The following is an 18,925-nucleotide window of genomic DNA, read 5'->3' on the forward strand; positions in this document are numbered from 1 at the left end:
GGATTTATGGATATATACGATAATAACATTAATGTACTTACAAATTATATAGCCGATGGCTCAAAAGGCTGTAATTCAAATGCAGTCGGAGTTGAGCTTGAGCATTTTGTAATTGACAAAAACGGCGATTGTGTGCCGTATATCAACGGTGTTGAAAATATAATCGAACAGCTTGCTCAAAACTTCCCCAAACACGTTTACAGTGAGGGTTTTCTTATCGGTCTTTCATGCGATAAATACAACATCACTCTTGAACCGGGCGCACAAATTGAAATCAGTATAAAACCGACCGAAAACATTTGTGAGATTGAAAATATTTACGGCGAATTTTTATCGGTGATAAATCCGATACTTGATAAATATTCATACAGACTTACAACACTCGGTTATATGCCTAAAAACAAAGCAAAGGATATATCGCTTATCCCGAAAAAACGTTATGAATATATGAATAAATACTTTAAATCGGTCGGCACACGCGGAATAAATATGATGCGCGGTACCGCGTCTGCACAGGTATCTATTGATTTCGCCGATGAAAAAGACTGCGTTCAAAAATTCAAAAAAGCAAACATAATAAGCCCTATTCTTTCACTTATATGCGACAACGCACCTGTTTTTGAGGGCAAGCCGTTTTTGGGAAATACGTTGAGAACATATATTTGGAATGATGTTGACAAGGACCGTTGCGGTATTGTTCCGACAGCGCTTGACAGTGATTTTTCATTCAAGAAATATGCCGAATACATTTACAATTCACCGGCTATACTCACTGTAAACGGTGACGATATAGAATTTACCGCCGATAAAAAAATATGCGATATTTACAAAGATACTCCTATTGACGAAAGCATAGCGGAGCATCTTCTTTCTATGTTCTTCCCTGACGTAAGACTTAAAAAGTATATTGAAATCAGACCTGCCGACAGTATGCCGATTAAGTATGTTTTAGCTTATGCAACGCTTATCAAAGGTATTTTTATGTCTGATTTTTCACTTGATGTTTCACTAAGTGCCATTACTCAGGCAAAGAACAATATAATATTAAAGGGTTATAATGCCGAAGTTTACGGAACCGACGCACATACGTTGGCTATGAAATTGTGCAGTGCGGCATATAACGCACTTGATTCAAGCGACAGAGAATATCTTCTTCCGCTTAAACAGCTTATAGACAACAAACAAACATTAAAGGAGACGATTGACCTTGCAAAAGGCAGAGGAATTTTATAAAAAACTTGTAGACGATAATTTCGAGGAAAGTCTGCAAAGTGCAAAAAAGCAACAGGAATATATTAAAACTTCAACGGCACGTTATCACGGCTATTTTGTACACACGCTTTATATGCCGAAAATGTTTACGGAAGAAATGGCGGCATACTTCAAAAAAGCCGCCGAAAGTATGTACAAAATACTTGAAAAGGTTATTCATGAATATCAAACTAATGCCGAATACAGAAAGCTTTTCGGTTTTGACGAAAAATTGGAAAAGCTTATTCTTCGTCCAAATCACTATGAATGTGCCTTGCCTATCGCAAGAATAGATATATTTTTTAATGAGGACGATTTTTCGTTTAAGTTCTGCGAATTTAACGCGGACGGCTCAAGTGCAATGAATGAGGATAAGGAGCTTAACCAAGCCATTCGTCTTACAAGCACTTTTGATAAGTTTACCGAAAAATACAATGTGAGAACATATGAATTGTTTAATTCATGGGTTAAAGCATTTATGGATATTTACCGTACATACGACAGAGCGGTAGAAAATCCGCATATTGCAATAGTCGACTTTTTCGGCGGTGACATAAGCCGTGAATTTACCGCATTTCAAAAGGCATTTGAGGACAGCGGTTTAACGTGTGAAATATGCGAAATAACCGACCTTTCATACGAAAACGGCAAACTTCTTTCGCCAAGCGGCAAGCAAATCAATGCAATCTACCGCCGTGCGGTGACTTGCGATATTATGCGTAATTACGATAAAGTTCAGCCGTTTATAAAGGCTGCCGAAAATAATGACGTATGCCTTATCGGTGATTTTAAAACACAGGTTATTCATAATAAAATCGTGTTTAAGGTACTTCACGATGATATGACTTCCGCATTCCTTACCGACGAAGAAAAGCAGTACGTCAAAGATCACATTCCGTACACCGCGTCACTTACACAAGAAGAAATCGATAAACACGATGTCCTTAATACAAAGGATAAATGGGTCATAAAGCCTGAAGATTCGTACGCGTCAAAAGGCGTGTATGCAGGTGTTGAGGGTATGAGTGACCACGCGTGGAAAGAAGAAGTTTTGAGTAACGTTGATAATCACTACTTACTTCAAGAATACTGTACCCCATATGCAACTTGGAATATCGACATCACCCACGATGAAAACGCAAAATATAAAAAGTACAGTAATATAACGGGTATGTATGTGTATAACGGCAAACTTGTCGGTCTATATTCAAGAATTGCCAAAAACAGCATTATTTCAACTCAATACAGTGAAATGTCACTTCCGACGATTGTGGTAAGTGAAAAATAGCACACAAAAAGTACACAGGCAAGCCGTAGGCTTGCCTGTGTACTTTTTATAGCTATAAATTAAACTTTAAAATATAAAAAATTCCGGACAATTTGTCGACATTCTGAGGCGAGCCGAACTGAAGTGAACCCCAAAATTTAGACAAAATTAAATATTAACTTGCTTGTGAATGAGTTCGGTATTGTACCGGACTCATTCCTTTTAGCTTTAAAGAAATTCTTTCATTGTTGTAATAATCAATATATCTTTTTAATTCATCTATGAAAGCTTTGACACTTTCAAATTTTTCACCATAAAACATTTCAACTTTCAATCTTCCGAAGAAGTTTTCCATCGCACCGTTGTCCATACAATTTCCTTTTCTAGACATACTTTGTACAATATTGTGTTCTGACAGTAAACGTTGATATTCCGAATGTTGGTATTGCCAACCTTGGTCAGAATGGAATAATGGTTTCGCATTAGCGGGCAGCTTTTTGAATAAACCATCAAGCATTTCTCTAATTTGCTGCAAATTTGGACTTAATGAAATTGAGTATGACACAATTTCTCGATTATACAAATCCATTACAGGTGACAAATATACTTTATCATTACACACTTTAAATTCAGTTACATCAGTTGCTAGTTTTTCAAAAGGTTTTGTAGCTGTAAATTCTCTTTTAAGTAAGTTGTCGGCTATTTTGCCGATTTCTCCTTTGTATGAACGATATTTACTGTTTTTGCGTTGTTTTCCTTTGAGATTAAGTTCTTTCATCAGTTTCAACACAGTTTTATGGTTAATTGTATATCCTTTTTGTCTTAATACAATTAAGATTCTGCGGTAGCCGTATCTGCCTTTATTAGCTAAAAATATATATAGTATTTCTTGTTTCTCTTTCTTGTATTTATCTTTGATTGGATGTTGTATATAGTAATAAAAGGTACTACGGGCTAAACCTGATAATTGCAGCAAGTCTTTTAACGGATATTTTTGCCTTAATTCATTGACTATTGCTGCTTTTTCTCTTCTTTTAACATTCTTTTCCGAACTAAGGCACTGAGTTTTTTTAAGTATTCATTCTCCATTCTTAATCGCTGATTTTCGGCAATTAAATCTTCTTCAATTTTCTTATCAAGTTTGGGTGGACGACCTTTTGCTATTCCATCTACTTTACTGGCTCTACCTCGTCTTTCTTTCATCAGACCTTCGGCTCCTTCTTCCAAGAATATGCGTTCCCATTTCGATATTACATCATGTTTAACATCGTATTTTCTCTCTGTTTCCATTATACCCAAATGGTTTTCTCGCATATCCATTATAACAGATAGTTTGAATTCTGGCGAGTGTTTTCTATATTTTTGCCCTTTCTTTGCCATAAAAATATGCACCTCCAAAAGTGTCTAACTTTTGGGGTGCATATCAAACAGCTCGCCTTTTTATAATGTTATTTACTTTAATTTATAAGCAATATCGTTCCAGAAAATTTCTTTTTCAAAATTTTCAACTGTTGTATTTTCACCGATATGCAGGAATTCAATACCCATCATTTCAGCCCAGTCTTTCATCATTTCAGCAGTAATGTCATATGAAAGAACGCTGTGATGAGCACCGCCGGCTTTAATCCAACATTCAGCCGAAACAGCAAGTGACGGAAGCGGTTTCCACATTACACCCGCAACAGGCAATTTAGGCATTGGCTTTAACGGATTACAAGCCTTAATATCATTTACGATTAAACGCATTCTGCCGCCCATATCAACAAGCGAAGCAACGATTGCGTCACCGTTCTTTGAGTCAAATACAAGTCTTGCAGGATCGCTCTTACCGCCAATACCAAGAGGATGTACCTGAATTTTCGGCTTATCTGCCGCAACAAGCGGGCAAACTTCAAGCATATGCGCACCCAAAATATGTTCATTACCTTTTTCAAGATGGTATGTATAGTCCTCCATAAATGCAGTACCGCCTGTCATACCTTCAGCCATTGATTTCATTATAACGTCCATAGCGGCAACTTTCCAGTCACCCTCAGCACCGAAACCGTAACCGTCTGCCATCATATTCTGTGCGGCAAGACCCGGAAGTTGGTCAAGACCGTGCAATGTATCAAAATGAGTAACGAATGCACTGTAATCAAACTGTTCACACATTTTTCTTATAGCGACTTCTTCTTTCGCCTGATAACGAACAGCGTCAATATTATCCGTATCCATTGTATAACGGCTTTCATATTCAGCCATTTTTGCATCGATTTCAGCCTCTGTAACTTCATTCAAAATGTCAACAATATCACCGATTGGTCTGTATTCAACGTCCCAACCGAACTTGATTTCAGCCTCAACCTTATCACCCTCTGTAACGGCAACTTGGCGCATATTATCGCTGAAACGTACCATTTTAAGCTCTTGGCTGATTGCATAACCGCAAGCACTTCTCATCCAATTTGCAAGCTTTGTCTGAGGTTCTTCGTCCTCCCAATAACCTACGATAACCTTTCTCGCCATTCTAAGTCTTGAACCGATAAATCCATGTTCTCTGTCACCGTGTGCAGACTGGTTAAGGTTCATAAAGTCCATATCGATTTCATTCCAAGGAATTTCACGATTAAACTGTGTATGGAAATGACAGTAAGGCTTTTTGAAGTCCTTTAGACCGTTTATCCACATCTTTGACGGACTGAATGTGTGCATCCAAGCAATTACACCGGCACATTTATCATCATATGATGCCTCTTTGAAAACTTTTTTAATTTCAGCAGGAGTTTTCACTGTCGGCTTGTACACAATCTTACAAGGCATTTTGCCTGACGCGTTAAGACCGTCCACCATAGCCTGCGAATCCTTTGCAACCTGTTCCAAAGTTTCAGGGCCGTAAAGATGTTGACTTCCTGTTACAAACCAAAATTCATATTCTTTAATTGATTTCATTGGTTTCTCTCTCCTTAAATACATAATACTCTGTTTTGTGTGTAAATTTCACACTATATATTTATTATATATTAATCGGTTTATTTTTTCAATAGGTTTTTGTATGTTTCGTCCAAATATTTTTTCACATTATCGCACTTCATAAACCCCGACATTATACAAGCGCCCTTTGCGCCGGTATTCTGTATTTTGCCGACATTTTCAGGCGAAATACCGCCGATACCGTAAACATCAATATCGACGGACGATACTGCATTTTTCAAAAATTCTATGCCGCGCGGCTCAAGACCTTTTTTGCAGTCTGTCGCAAAAATATGACCTGCCGTCACATACGTTGCACCCATTTTTTCTGCAAGCACCGCTTCATCTGCCGAATGAACAGATACACCGACCGTTTCAAATTCTTTCTCTGCATTTTCGTTCATCAAACGCAAAGGCAAATGTATTCTCTTTACGCCGATTTTTTTTGCAACGTTAATATATGAATGAAGTATCACGTTCGGACAAATTTCAATAACTTTTTTCGCAAGTTCTTCATATTCACTTTCCGACAAGTCTTTTTCTCTGAGTATTACAGGAACATTGTTTTCATAAAGCTCCCCCACTCTTTTAAAAAAGTTTTTGCAAAGTTTTCTGTGCGTCACGCATACAATATTAAACATAGATATAATCACTCATTACCGGCTGTAAGCCCTGCTCCTCAATCGCTTTATACACTTCTTCAACGTTTCTCGGGTCTGAAATTTCAAATTGTTCATCACCCTTTTGCTCTCCCGAATGACCGCCGATACCAACGTCAACTCCGGCACTTATTTTTGTAGCGGCAATATTAATAATATTATTTCTGAATCGCTCACATTCACGCGTTGAAATTGTTATGCTCGCAAACGGCATAAATATTCTGTACGCACATATTACCTGCAAAAGCTGTGGTTCGTGTACGTCTTTCGGATTGATTTTGTCGTTATTTATAATCGGTCTTAAACGCGGACACGAAAACGCAATTTCCGCATACGGATATTTTTTCTGCAACAAATATGCGTGCATACCAGTTGCGAAAGCGTCTTTTCTGAAATCGTCCAATCCCAAAAGTGCCGCAAATCCCACACCGCGCATACCGCCGAGTATCGCTCTTTCCTGTGCATAGAAACGATACGGGAATATTCTTTTGTGTCCCTCAAGGTGCAATGTTTCGTATTTGTCGCTGTTATACGTTTCTTGGAATACAGTCACAAAATCTGCACCGCACTTGTGCAGATGTGCGTATTCGTCAGAGTTCATCGGATAAACCTCAACACCGACAACCTTAAAATATTTCTTCGCTATTTTACAGGCATTGCCGATATATTCGACGTCTGACATTTTTCGGCTTTCACCTGTCAAAAGTAAAATTTCCTGTAAGCCTGTTTTCGCGATTTCCTGCATTTCCTTTTTAATTTCTTCTTCCGAAAGTTTTGCTCGGCGAATTTTGTTATAGCAGTTAAAACCGCAGTAAATACAATAGTTTTCACAGTAATTTGCTATGTACAAAGGCGTAAACATCGAAATGGAATTTCCGAAATGCTTTCTTGTTTCAATTTGTGCTCTTTGTGCCATTTCTTCAAGGTGGTTAAGTGCCGCCGGTGAAAGAAGTGCCGCGAAGTCTTCCGTTGTAAGTACATCGTGAGAAAGTGCATTTTCCACGTCTTTATCCGTATATTTATCATAGTCATACGCGTCCATAGCCGATATGACTTCATCAAGCAGAGTAGAGTCGATAACCTCCATACCCTCCATATATTCCATATGATTTGTTCTTTCTTTCATTTTCGTAACCTTTCAAAATTAATCGTGTAAAAATCCCGTAAGCGGCGATGACGCTCTCGCACCCTTTTCAACCACATCACCAAAGCCTGCAAGATACGATTCACGTCCTGCCTCTATTGCTTTTTTGAATGCCTGTGCCATTTTCGGCACGTCACCGGCTGTCGCAATCGCCGTATTTGCCATAACTGCCGCCGCGCCCATTTCCATTGCCTCACAAGCCTGTGACGGTCTGCCTATACCTGCATCAACAATAATCGGCAAATCGATTTCGTCAATAAGAATTTTTATAAATTCCTTTGTGCAAAGTCCTTTGTTTGACCCTATCGGTGAGCCTAACGGCATTATACAAGCCGCACCCGCATTTTGTAAATCTCTCGCAAAATTCAAATCCGGATACATATACGGCATTACAACAAATCCTTCTTTCGCAAGAATTTCAGTCGCTTTCAAAGTTTCGTAATTATCAGGCAAAAGATATTTAGTGTCCCTTATCGCCTCAATTTTTATAAAGTCACCGCAGCCTGTTTCTCTTGCAAGTCTTGCAATTCTTACTGCCTCATCGGCATTTCTCGCACCGGAGGTATTCGGCAAAAGCGTTACGCCCTTTGGTATGTAATCAAGTATATTCGCAACGTCACCGCCTGCGGCACGTCTTAGAGCAAGAGTTATAATCTCCGCTCCGGCATTTTCAACCGCCGCTTTTATAAGTTCAAGCGAATACTTTCCCGAGCCCAAAATAAATCGTGATGTAAATTCGTGTCCGTTTAAAATTAATTTATCTTCTTTGTTCATTTATTAAACCTCTTTCTCTCCTATTAAAAGTCTTAAAATCATATTTGCCTCATGTGCGGCACATATTGCCACTCTCGGTGCGGCAAGTGCAAGTCCGTCATTCATATCACTTTCAGCGTCCCCGCATAAATAAAATCTGTCGTTTATTTTTCGCGTAACAATCGTGTTTGAACTGCCGAAACCCGCCATACCGGAACCCGATACAATTTTAGTGTCCCCACATTCAGACAAGATACTGTTTACAAGCATTGCTTTGTTTTCAGCCTTATCAAAAGCCTCACACACTATTTTATATCCGCCGAATATTTCAGCGGCATTGTCTTCGTTTACTTTAACGCATTGCGACGTTATTTCGATAAACGGATTAAACCTTTTAATATTCTTTGTAAGCGCGTCTGTTTTCAGTGTTCCCAAATCTGCTATATCGTACTGTTGCCTGTTCAGGTTTGTAATATCCACTTTGTCAAAATCCACAAGGTGCAAATGTCCCACACCGGCTCTTGCAAGATACATTGCAATATTTGAGCCGAGTCCGCCAAGACCGGCTATTGCAACAGACGAATGACTTAATATATTATGTATTCTTTCGCCGTGACGCTGTTTTAAGGCATTTTCGTATTCTTCAAAAGTAATCATAAATCAACCACCTCCCACAAAGCTCACAACTTCAATTTTATCACCGTCATTCAAAACGGTTTTATCATAATCAGACTTTTTGATTATTTCGCCGTTAATTTCAACCGCTATTCTGTCACGTCTGAAACCGCTGTTTTCAAGCAAGACACTAAGATTTTTGCAGTTTTCCGTTTCTTTACCGTTCACATAAATCATAAATAACAACCTCCTTTTTTATTTTAAAAACAAAAAAGGTTACACAAAGAAGTACTACACCCTGTAAGGTGGTGTACCCCTTTGTGTAACCTTAGGTTTCACTTTGTTTGATATTTTAGCACAAATCAATGATATTGTCAAGCATTACTTTTCTTGTATTCAAGCAGTAAATTACGAAGTTTTGCCGCTTGCTTTGCACTGTTTTCCGCAAAATCATAAAAAGCCTGTTTTGCTTTGTCGTTGTCCTCCGTCAAATCGGCATAGCTTTGAAAATCTCTTACCGCCTCCATAGAATTTTCCCACGCCCTTAATAATCTGTCATACGTTGTTATTTTAATCTGTCTGTGACACATAATTTTATCTCCTTTCGATTACATTATAGTTTATTATAACCGAAAAAGAAATATTTTAAGACAAAACCGTTACGGTTTTGTCTACTTTGTTCTTGGGAGTTTGAGGTTCTAACCTCATTAAAAATCATTTCTGCCGACATGTGCGGCAGAAATGGCTTAAAATCTAAAGTTTCGACTTTGGAGGAACTTTACGATTTTTTCTCTGAAAACACTCAAAAATTACATCGCAAGATGTGATTTTTGGAGCTGTCGACATTTTGTCGACAGGCTCACATCTTATATTTCCGGTGCAAGATAATTCTTCTTTGCAAGCGCCTTTTCAATAAGGTCAAGTGTTTCCTCACTGTCGGCTTTTACTGTATGATAGTGATACCCCGACGTTATATTCATAAGTGCCGATGATTTACCGCTGACAAGCCCGTCTATACATTGCTGAACATTTCTTCTTGACGCGACGTTAAGTTTAGCCTCGATTTTTCCGTAAACTCTGTGCCACACAAACACATCAACAACCGTTCCGCCTATATCGACAATCGTTGTAAGCTCATCTTCCGTTTGGTCGTTCGTATGATATACCTTAAACACTCTCGTATGTGCCGCCACATCATTTATCACATATCCCTTGTTGGTAGATAAAATTTCATATCCTGCCGCCTTTAAAAGTGCTATATCCTGTACGATAACCTGTCTTGAAACGTCAAGTTCTTTTGCAAGCATACTTCCTGACATTGCTTCATCATTTGTGGTTATAAGTCTTACAATTTCCTGTCGTCTTTCGACTGCGTTCATATTAAGTCCCACAACCTTTCTTTAAATTGCGTGAAGATTTTTTAATGATAAATCAAGAATCGGTGACGAATGAGTAAGCGCACCGCTTGAAATATAGTCAACTCCTATATCAACAAGTCTTTCAACATTTTCTTTTGTCACGTTGCCGCTGCACTCCGTTTCAGCTTTTCCGCTGACAAGTTTAACAGCCTCTTTCATATCTTCAACGCTCATATTATCAAGCATTATTATATCCGCACCTGCGTCAAGCGCCTCTTTAAGCATATCAAGATTTTCAACTTCAATTTCAATCTTTCTTACAAACGGTGCATATTCCTTTGCCATTTGTACAGCCTCTTTAACCCCGCCTGCAGCACCGATATGATTGTCCTTTAAAAGTATCCCGTCACTCAGATTATATCTGTGGTTATATCCGCCGCCCACTTTTACCGCGTATTTTTCAAATACACGCATATTCGGTGTGGTTTTTCTTGTATCAAGAAGTTTTGTTTTACTGCCTTTTAAAAGGTCGGCTATGGAACGTGTATATGTCGCAATACCGCTCATTCTTTGAAGATAGTTAAGTGCCGTTCTTTCGCCCGAAAGAAGCACGCGTATATCACCTCTTACAACGCCGATTTTATCACCGTTCTTTACAGTGTCACCGTCTTTTTTTGTAAAAGTAACTTCTGTTTTGCTGTCAAGCAATTCAAATGTTCTCTTAAAAACGTCAAGTCCTGCGATAACGCCGTCCTGCTTACAAATAAGCTCAACTTCACCAAGCTGATATTCACGCATTACCGAATTTGTTGTAATATCTTCGCTTGTAATATCCTCTCTTAACGCACTCAAAATAAGCTCGTCTGCATTAAGCGCCATTGTTATATTATTCATGTTTCTTTCTCTCCTTTTCTATCTCCTCAAGAATTTCATCTTTGTACTTGTCTTCGTAATTCTTGTATAAATCCTTATCTATCGTAACTTCTCTGTCACTTGTCTTACTGTATGTTTCAATCATACGTTTTGCCGCACGTTTTGCAAAAACAAGGCTTTCAAGAAGTGAATTGCTTGCAAGACGATTTTTGCCGTGAACACCGTTGCACGCCGTTTCACCGACTGCGTACAATCTGTCCATTGACGTCTTGCTGTATTTATCAACGTCGATACCACCCATAAAATAATGCTGTGACGGCACAACGGGAATACATTCTTTTGTAACATCATAACCTTCTTCAAGGCAATGCTTGTATATATTTGGGAAATGGTTTTTTATCATTTCGGTAGGAATAGGCTTCATAGAAAGCCATACATACGGCTTATTATCCTTTTTCATTTCCTCTTGTATCGCCTTTGCGACAACGTCACGAGGTAAAAGTTCATCAACAAATCGTTCCATATGTGAGTTAAAAAGCACCGCTCCCTCACCTCTGACAGATTCGGAAATAAGAAATCTTCTGCCTTTCTTTGTTGAATAAAGCGTTGTCGGGTGTATTTGAATGTAATCAATATTTTGAAGTTTTATATTGTGGTTAAGTGCTATCGCAAGCGAATCACCCGTAAGGTGTCTGTAATTTGTCGAGTGCTTGTAAAGACCGCCGATACCGCCTGTTGCAAACACTGTAAAATCAGCCTGAATATCAATATATTTGCCGTCCTTGCCGTAACCGATTATACCGAAACATTCATTGTTTTCTTCAATTATATCAACCATTGTGAAGTTTTCGATAATTGTTACGTTGTCAAGCTCCTTTACCGCCGTCAAAAGATGTGATGTAATTTCCTTACCTGTTATATCTTCGTGGAACAGTATTCTTGACGTAGAGTGTGCGCCCTCTTTTGTGTACGCAAATTCACCGTTTTCCTTTTCAAAACGCACTCCGTATCCTACAAGGTCATTTATAACATCCCTTGATGAACGAATCATTATATCAACCGATTCTTTGTTGTTCTCATAGTGACCGGCACGCATTGTGTCCTCAAAATAACTGTCATAATCGTTTTCGTCTTTCAAAACGCATATTCCGCCCTGTGCCAAAAACGAATCGCTTTTATCATCGTCAGCCTTTGTCACCATTACTATTTTTTTATCACGAGGAAGATTAAGCGCACAATAAAGTCCGCTAACGCCTGTTCCTACGATGACTATATCTGTTTTCATATGTATTCTCCTTATTTTGCCATTTCAAGCATTTTGTCAAGTGGCACAAGTGACTTTAATCTTGTTTCGTCGCTTACATGCACTTCGTTTTCACCTGTTTTTAAAACGTGACAGACTTTTTCGACTGTGTTTAGTTTCATATTAGGGCAAAAATGTTTTGTACCTGCAAAGTAGAATTTCTTATTCGGATTTTTTGTTCTAAGCTCATAGCCTACTCCGCTTTCTGTACAGATTATAAATTCTTCATTGTCGCTTTCGGTTGCGTAATTTATGATACCGGACGTACTTCCTATGTAGTCTGCAAGGTCAAGCACTTCCTGTTTACATTCCGGATGTGCAAGCACAAGTGCCTTCGGATATTTTTCTTTTATAGCCTTTAGATTGTCGGCTGTCATTGAAACGTGAACATGGCAAAAACCTTTGTTTAGTATAATGTTCTTTTCAGGTATCTGTTTTGCAACGTGTCTTCCGAGATTTTCGTCAGGAATAAAGAAGATGTTTTTATTCGGCAATGATTTTACAATCTTAACCGCATTTGACGAAGTTACGCAAACATCACTGTGACACTTTAATTCGGCAGTTGAATTTATGTAACATACAACCGCAAGGTCATCATACTTTTCACGCATTTCTTCAATTTTTTCAACCTGTGCCATATGCGCCATAGGACAATCTGCCGACATATCCGGCATTAAAATAGTTTTGTTCGGGTTAAGAATTTTCGCACTTTCGCCCATAAACGACACACCGCAGAAAACAATAGTTTTTGCGTCAACCTCTCTTGCCACTTTTGCCAAATAGTAAGAGTCACCGATATAGTCAGCTATTTCCTGCACTTCATCATTAACATAATAATGAGCAAGAATTACAGCATTTTTCTCTTTCTTCAGTTGCTCGATTTCTTTTACAAGTTCATTCATAACATATAAACCCCTTATATAATTTATTTTTAACAGTATAGCACTTATCATTACACCTGTAAAGACACCTGTATAAACAATGTGAAAAACATACAAAAAAACGACAGTTTTTAACACTGTCGTTTGATGTATTCGTCAAATCTTTTTATATGATTTTCGGCTGATTTTATTATATTACCGTCTAATTTATAAGGTACTGCATTTAAAATACTTTTCAAAACTTCGTCAGTATCAATATTGTTCACATCATATATTTTACCGCTGTAACCTATTTCGTCAAGTGCATTTTTTGTCTTATCAGAATACGCAATCGGCACAACGGGTACGCCCATTCTTAGCGCAAGCATAGCAGAATGAAAACGTATTCCCAAAATTGCTCCGCAACGCTTAATATTTTTCAACATATCATTTATATCTTTGTATCGTATAATTTCGGTCATATGTTTATTTTTCATAATACCGTAAACTTGATTTGCCACCGAAACATCATCTTCCAAGCCTGTATTAAAACACAAAAGACAAACATTTCGGCCTGTTTCGTTAATAAACCTATCCGCAATCTCTGCCAACAAATTTATATCCGCACTATTATGCACGCTTATCCCAAGTGCATTTTCACTATGCACATTCGGTATCATTCCGTCACTTAACGACAGCACCATATCGGGATATTTTTCGCATTTTACGTTTGGTATATTCTTCGTTATATATTCGTACGAATATCTGTCACGCACCGTCACAAAATCATAGTCGCTTATTTGCTTTTGTATAACTTTTTCGGCAACGCGATTAATAAAACCACTTATATTGCAATTTATAACGGCTCTGTTTTTGGAATACCGTTTTTCACGGTACATATCACGCATACGATAAGCTATACCTTTGTTATTGTGTATCAAAAATCCCGAGCCTGTCACTTTTAAATAACAGTCAAAACCGCTTTTTTCTTCAGTATATTCGGCAATATCAAGTTTGGGAGATGTTATATACAGCTTATGTTCTTTAAGTCCGTCAGCCGCAAGATACAGCATAAGGTCATCGCCGAAATTACCGTCAATATATCCGTCAAGCAAAATCCTTAAATTTTTACTCATTCCTTAAACTTCCCATCTCCACGCATACAAAGACGCAACTTTCATTCGCCATCTTAGCGGAAAAATCAGCAATGCCAGGAAAAACGCCTTATGCTTGATACTGCATTTTCGTGTAAGTGCGGACTTTAAATATTTTCTGTAAACATGGCTTGTCATAACTCTGTATGCCGATTCATATGATAATTTTGCACATCGTCCTATATTATATGTAACAATCATTGACGCGGTAAATGACACCGCCTTTTTCATTTCAGGCTCTGCCTCTGCCATATAGTCAATGAACAAATCGCATATCGCCGCCAATCTTCGCTCGCCGTTGCTTACATTATGAAAATGACTTGTTTCATACTGATAGTAATTATAATAAGGCTCGGAAATAAAGCAAACTTTTTTTAAACAGCTAAGCATCTTTAAATTAAACATTAAGTCTTCTGAAAAATATTTCTTTGTATCGCAGAATTTCAAGTTGTTTTCCTCAAGAAAACTTCTTCGTATAAGTTTGTTACAAATTTCATAACTGTGATAGCACGTTGAAAAATATTTATCGGCATACTCGCCCTTATCCTCAACGATAACTGTCTTGTCCAGTGGTTTAAGCTGAATTTTTCTTGTTCTGTCGGGATATATGTCATATAAATTACACTGCACCATATCCGCATTTTCCGTTTCGGCTTTTTCATACATTTTTTCAAGCATACATTCCTCTATTGTATCGTCAGCGTCAACAAATGCAATATATTTACCGCTTGCAACAGACATTCCGTTATTTCTTGCATATCCTTGACCGTAATTAAGGTGAGAAATAATTTTTAATCTATCGTCATTTATACCTTTTAATACCTTCAAAGTGCTGTCGTCCGAACCGTCATTTACCGCTATCACTTCGATGTTGGCAAGCGTTTGATTAAGCACGCTGTTTATACATCTTCCTACTGTTTTTTCACAATTATATACAGGTATTATCACACTAACTGCTGTTTCCATACTTTCCTCCGTTCCCGTTTGTTCTATTAATAATATCATAAACATATTTTTTTGTAAATACTTATGATTGACTGTAACCGTTAAAAATGATATACTTAATAAAGTGTTGACACAAACTGTCAATAGCAAAATCATATGTAAAGGAGAACGTGAATGAGCATATTACTTAGTATTATCGTACCTGTCTACAATGTAGGTTCTTTTCTGCCTAAATGTATCAACAGCATTATTTCACAAACCTTTACCGATTTTGAACTTATACTTGTAGATGACGGTTCAACGGACAACAGCGTTGAAATATGTGACGCCGCCGCAAAAAAAGACAGTCGTGTACGAGTTATTCATAAAGAAAACGGCGGCGTTGTCAGTGCAAGAAAAGCAGGGCTTTCCGTTGCGGTCGGCAAATATGCAGGCTATGTTGACGGTGACGATTGGATTGACGAGCATATGTACGAACATATGGTTAATGCAATGGAAAAATATAATTGCGATATGGTTATGTGTGACGTTGAACACGAAAACAAGTCCGTTCCGTTTTCTTCCGGCAGCACGCATATCAATATAAGCGGCGGTTACTATAACCGTGAACAGCTTGAAAATAACGTGTTCCCTAAAATGATTTATACGGGTGTGTTTTATAAGTTCGGAATATACCCTGTCATATGGAATAAGCTCTACAAAAGAGAAAAACTCATTAAACATCAAATGGCGGTTGATGACGATATTCGCACCGGTGAGGACGCGGCTTGTGTATATCCGTATTTGCTTGAATGTGACAGTCTGTATTTCTTGGAAAATCTGTCTTTGTATCATTACAGACGTTCCCGCACTCAAATGACGGTAAGTTATGACAGTTCATATTTTGACTGTTTCAAGTCACTGTATGAATTTTTGTCAAATTCATCAATCGCAAATTCACCGTATTCAAATCAACTTGAATACTACTATTCTTATCTTGCGAAAACCGCAATAAGCAACGAACTGAAAAAAGCAAATTCAGTTCCGATTAAGACAAAGCTAAATCACATCAGAGAAATATGTACATTTGCCGATGAAAAAGGTTTTATCGATAAAATAGATATTTCCTCCTTGCCGTTTTTCCACCGTATGTACTTCAAACTTATAAAAAGAAACAGACCTTTTTTACTTACCGTCTGTATAAACATTGTGAGATTTTGGCAAAGATTTTTCAGATGAGGTAGCAATATGAGAAATTTAAAATCAGGATTTATACTTTCATATATAGCCATTTTTATACAAAGCATAATCAGCATTTTATACACTCCCGTTATGCTTAGACTTTTGGGTGAAAGCAATTACGGGCTTCTTCAGCTTGCCATCTCCACAATGTCAAGTCTCAGCATTTTAAGCTTCGGTTTCGGAAGTTCGTATATGCGTTTTTATTCACAATACAAAGCCGACAATGACAATAACGCAATATCGGTTCTGAACGGTATGTTTACGATAATATTTATTTCCGTTTCAATTTTGTCGCTTATCGTCGGCGGTTTTATAACGATGAACACATCAACTCTGTTCGGCAAATCAATGACCGCAAGCGAGATAAAATTACTGAAAACATTGCTCGGCATAATGACCGTAAACCTTGCGTTTACATTTCCGTGCAGTATATCCGATTCGTATATAATCGCACAAGAGCGTTTTTCATTTCAGAAAATTCTGATTATAATATCGTCACTTTTAAATCCCATGCTGACTTTTCCTTTGCTGATTATGGGACACGGTGCGGTTTCCGTTGCGATTTGTATGACGGCGATTACCGTTATAAAACTGCTTTGCGGTACGGTGTATTGTATAAAAAAACTTAATATGCGATTTTGCTTTGCATTTGATAAAAATGTTTTCAAACAGCTTTCGGTATTTTCGTTTTTTGTGTTTTTGAATATTATAAGTGACCAAATTAATTGGAATGTCGATAAAATTCTGCTCGGAATGTTCAGCGGTGCAAAAAATGTAGCCGTTTATTCAGTAGGTTCTCAATTCAACGGATATTTTCTTACATTTTCCTATGCACTTTCGTCACTTATGACGCCAAAGGCACATACGCTTATCGCAAACCATGCCGACAACAGAGAAACAAGCAAATTTTTTGCGTCATTCGGCAGAGTGCAGTTTGTCGTTATGGCTTATATTTATTTTATAATAATCGCAGTAGGCAAACCTTTTATCAAACTTTGGTCGGGGATTGACAGCAATATCCCCTACTATACCGCATTACTGCTTATTTCGCCGCTGCTTGTAACTTCAATTCAATCTATCGGTATTGAAATTCAGCGTGCAAAAGATATGCACAAATTCCGCTCGGTTTTGTACTTTGTAATCGCCGCAATTAATATTGCCGTAAGCATTCCGCTGTGTATAAAATTCGGCGAGCTTGGCTGCGCATTCGGTACGGCTTTAAGCCTTGTTGTCGGGAATATAATTATAATGAATATATATTATCAAAAACGTGTCGGACTTGATATTAAATATTTTTGGAAAGAGATTTTTAAATTTATTCCGTCTTTGATTATTCCGATTTTGACGATAATCGTAATCCGTCATTTTGTTTCGGATAATTTGTTCTCAATAGCTTTGTGCGGTATTATCTTCACCGTCTTTTATGCAGTGTCAATGTGGTTTTTAGGACTTAACCAAAACGAAAAAAGTTATATTAAAAAGATGTAAAGTTTTGAACTTTACATCTTTTTTTACTGTAACAAAACTATACTGTTTTCATATTATATACTGTAAAGCAGAAATGCTCTACAAGAAACATTCAAAAATTTTGAAAGGAGTTTTAATATTATGAGTTGCAGACAAAATTGCGGCATAAGCCTAATTTTATACGTTCTAAGTACAGTATTCGCACTTGCTATAGGTTTGATTTTCGGAGTATCGTTCCCTGAAGTTTTTAATGCTGTTCTTATCCCACTTATCGTTATAGCCGTTATCCTTTTCTTTGTTATTTTCGGACTATTGATTTCAAATTTGTGTGACCGATACAGAAATTAAAATCAAAAAAATGATGCACCCCGAAAGGTGCATCACTACATATTATTCTATTGATTCAATAACAGCATATTTGCCGTCTTTTCTCTTATATACAACATTCATTTCATCAGTTTCCTGATTTTTGAATACGAAGAATGTGTGACCCAACAAATTCATTTGAAGAATAGCCTCCTCAACACTCATAGGCTTAACGGTAAATCTCTTTGTCTTAACAACTTCAAATTCTTTTATTTCTTCACCCTCTGTATAAGTCGCACCGCTGATTAGTTTTGCGTCAAGAGTAGCATCTCTCTTTATCTTCTTTGAAAGACGTGTCTTATTCTTTCTGATTTGTCTTTCGATAACGTCTACAATCTTATCGATTGCGGCAAGGATTTCTTTATCCGATGCCTCTGCTCTGTACATCATACCTGCCGCATAAATTGTAGCTTCAATATAATCATTATCTTTAATCGTTCCGATTACGACTCTTGCCTCAGATTCATCTTTGAAAAACTTATCAAGCTTTCCCAATTTCTTTTCAACATAATCTCTGATCTTATCTGTCACATCGTATCTTCTGCCAATAATTTTGAACTTCATAAAACTCACTCCTTTTGTGTTTAGCCAAAGATTATTTTTAATAAATTATCTTTGTTACTATATATATACCACCATATTACAAGTTCAAACATTTTTTTTGAAAAAATTTTTATATTTTTTTATGCTTGCATTATATAGGAATATATAGTAAAATAATAAGTTGAGATAATAAT

General features: G+C 37.4%; 21 protein-coding genes. 5 read left to right on the forward strand and 16 right to left on the reverse strand.

Features of this window, described 5'->3' with window-relative positions; genetic code table 11:
* Window positions 1–6: 6 nt before the first annotated feature.
* Window positions 7–1,233 (forward strand): glutamate-cysteine ligase family protein, encoded by a 1,227-nt coding sequence (locus ACSAMO_RS03270; protein WP_499209842.1) that lies wholly within the window; start codon window positions 7–9, stop codon window positions 1,231–1,233.
* Window positions 1,208–2,539: a hypothetical protein gene (locus ACSAMO_RS03275; RefSeq protein ID WP_499209843.1), complete on the forward strand. Its 1,332-nt coding sequence runs from the start codon at window positions 1,208–1,210 to the stop codon at window positions 2,537–2,539. The genes ACSAMO_RS03270 and ACSAMO_RS03275 overlap by 26 nt, the downstream gene beginning before the upstream one ends.
* A 154-nt stretch (window positions 2,540–2,693) precedes the next feature.
* Here the strand turns inward: ACSAMO_RS03275 and ACSAMO_RS03280 are convergent, their stop codons facing one another.
* From ACSAMO_RS03280 to ACSAMO_RS03350, 15 genes are all read right to left on the reverse strand, one after another.
* Window positions 2,694–3,596: an IS3 family transposase gene (locus ACSAMO_RS03280; RefSeq protein ID WP_176813171.1), complete on the reverse strand. Its 903-nt coding sequence runs from the start codon at window positions 3,594–3,596 to the stop codon at window positions 2,694–2,696.
* A complete protein-coding gene (locus tag ACSAMO_RS03285) occupies window positions 3,530–3,898 on the reverse strand; it encodes a helix-turn-helix domain-containing protein (protein ID WP_176813169.1) in 369 nt (122 codons plus the stop codon). The genes ACSAMO_RS03280 and ACSAMO_RS03285 overlap by 67 nt, the downstream gene beginning before the upstream one ends.
* A gap of 72 nt (window positions 3,899–3,970) precedes the next feature.
* Window positions 3,971–5,449: an L-arabinose isomerase gene (gene araA / locus ACSAMO_RS03290; RefSeq protein WP_499209844.1), complete on the reverse strand. Its 1,479-nt coding sequence runs from the start codon at window positions 5,447–5,449 to the stop codon at window positions 3,971–3,973.
* An 80-nt stretch (window positions 5,450–5,529) separates the two neighbouring features.
* Window positions 5,530–6,111 carry a thiamine phosphate synthase gene (locus ACSAMO_RS03295; RefSeq protein WP_499209845.1) on the reverse strand — a complete coding sequence of 194 codons (582 nt, stop codon included), beginning with the start codon at window positions 6,109–6,111 and terminating at the stop codon, window positions 5,530–5,532.
* Window positions 6,104–7,255: a 2-iminoacetate synthase ThiH gene (gene thiH / locus ACSAMO_RS03300; RefSeq protein ID WP_499209846.1), complete on the reverse strand. Its 1,152-nt coding sequence runs from the start codon at window positions 7,253–7,255 to the stop codon at window positions 6,104–6,106. The genes ACSAMO_RS03295 and thiH overlap by 8 nt, the downstream gene beginning before the upstream one ends.
* An 18-nt stretch (window positions 7,256–7,273) precedes the next feature.
* Window positions 7,274–8,047 (reverse strand): thiazole synthase, encoded by a 774-nt coding sequence (locus ACSAMO_RS03305; protein WP_117966978.1) that lies wholly within the window; start codon window positions 8,045–8,047, stop codon window positions 7,274–7,276.
* A gap of 3 nt (window positions 8,048–8,050) precedes the next feature.
* Window positions 8,051–8,683: a sulfur carrier protein ThiS adenylyltransferase ThiF gene (gene thiF / locus ACSAMO_RS03310; protein WP_499209847.1), complete on the reverse strand. Its 633-nt coding sequence runs from the start codon at window positions 8,681–8,683 to the stop codon at window positions 8,051–8,053.
* Between the two features lie 3 nt (window positions 8,684–8,686).
* Window positions 8,687–8,878 carry a sulfur carrier protein ThiS gene (thiS, locus tag ACSAMO_RS03315; RefSeq protein ID WP_022229349.1) on the reverse strand — a complete coding sequence of 64 codons (192 nt, stop codon included), beginning with the start codon at window positions 8,876–8,878 and terminating at the stop codon, window positions 8,687–8,689.
* Between the two features lie 137 nt (window positions 8,879–9,015).
* Window positions 9,016–9,231 (reverse strand): hypothetical protein, encoded by a 216-nt coding sequence (locus ACSAMO_RS03320; RefSeq protein ID WP_022229348.1) that lies wholly within the window; start codon window positions 9,229–9,231, stop codon window positions 9,016–9,018.
* Window positions 9,232–9,507: 276 nt separating this feature from the next.
* A complete protein-coding gene (locus ACSAMO_RS03325; protein WP_022229347.1) occupies window positions 9,508–10,020 on the reverse strand; it encodes a transcription repressor NadR in 513 nt (170 codons plus the stop codon).
* Between the two features lie 21 nt (window positions 10,021–10,041).
* Entirely contained in the window at window positions 10,042–10,893 is an 852-nt protein-coding gene (nadC, locus tag ACSAMO_RS03330; RefSeq protein WP_022229346.1) for a carboxylating nicotinate-nucleotide diphosphorylase, read from the reverse strand.
* Window positions 10,886–12,157 (reverse strand): L-aspartate oxidase, encoded by a 1,272-nt coding sequence (locus ACSAMO_RS03335; protein WP_499209848.1) that lies wholly within the window; start codon window positions 12,155–12,157, stop codon window positions 10,886–10,888. Before ACSAMO_RS03335 ends, nadC begins: the two co-directional genes overlap by 8 nt.
* Before the next feature lie 11 nt (window positions 12,158–12,168).
* Window positions 12,169–13,077 (reverse strand): quinolinate synthase NadA, encoded by a 909-nt coding sequence (gene nadA, locus ACSAMO_RS03340; RefSeq protein WP_412293667.1) that lies wholly within the window; start codon window positions 13,075–13,077, stop codon window positions 12,169–12,171.
* A 110-nt stretch (window positions 13,078–13,187) separates the two neighbouring features.
* Complete coding sequence (locus tag ACSAMO_RS03345; protein WP_499209849.1) at window positions 13,188–14,171, reverse strand: polysaccharide pyruvyl transferase family protein; 984 nt, start codon at window positions 14,169–14,171, stop codon at window positions 13,188–13,190.
* Between the two features lie 3 nt (window positions 14,172–14,174).
* Window positions 14,175–15,155: a glycosyltransferase family 2 protein gene (locus ACSAMO_RS03350; RefSeq protein WP_499209850.1), complete on the reverse strand. Its 981-nt coding sequence runs from the start codon at window positions 15,153–15,155 to the stop codon at window positions 14,175–14,177.
* Between the two features lie 153 nt (window positions 15,156–15,308).
* On the opposite strand from ACSAMO_RS03350, the gene ACSAMO_RS03355 reads away from it, so the two are divergent.
* The 3 genes from ACSAMO_RS03355 to ACSAMO_RS03365 all read left to right on the forward strand — a co-directional run bounded on the left by ACSAMO_RS03355 (window position 15,309) and on the right by ACSAMO_RS03365 (window position 18,170).
* Complete coding sequence (locus ACSAMO_RS03355) at window positions 15,309–16,352, forward strand: glycosyltransferase (protein ID WP_499209851.1); 1,044 nt, start codon at window positions 15,309–15,311, stop codon at window positions 16,350–16,352.
* 9 nt (window positions 16,353–16,361) lie between these two features.
* Window positions 16,362–17,843: a lipopolysaccharide biosynthesis protein gene (locus ACSAMO_RS03360; protein ID WP_499209852.1), complete on the forward strand. Its 1,482-nt coding sequence runs from the start codon at window positions 16,362–16,364 to the stop codon at window positions 17,841–17,843.
* A 120-nt stretch (window positions 17,844–17,963) separates the two neighbouring features.
* Window positions 17,964–18,170: a hypothetical protein gene (locus ACSAMO_RS03365; RefSeq protein WP_412598436.1), complete on the forward strand. Its 207-nt coding sequence runs from the start codon at window positions 17,964–17,966 to the stop codon at window positions 18,168–18,170.
* A 42-nt stretch (window positions 18,171–18,212) separates the two neighbouring features.
* On the opposite strand, the gene hpf is transcribed toward ACSAMO_RS03365, so the two are convergent.
* Window positions 18,213–18,752, reverse strand: a complete 540-nt coding sequence (gene hpf / locus ACSAMO_RS03370; RefSeq protein ID WP_412598434.1) for a ribosome hibernation-promoting factor, HPF/YfiA family — start codon at window positions 18,750–18,752, stop codon at window positions 18,213–18,215.
* Between the last annotated feature and the right edge of the window lie 173 nt (window positions 18,753–18,925).

This window comes from Ructibacterium sp. SJQ-7, from assembly GCF_054696575.1.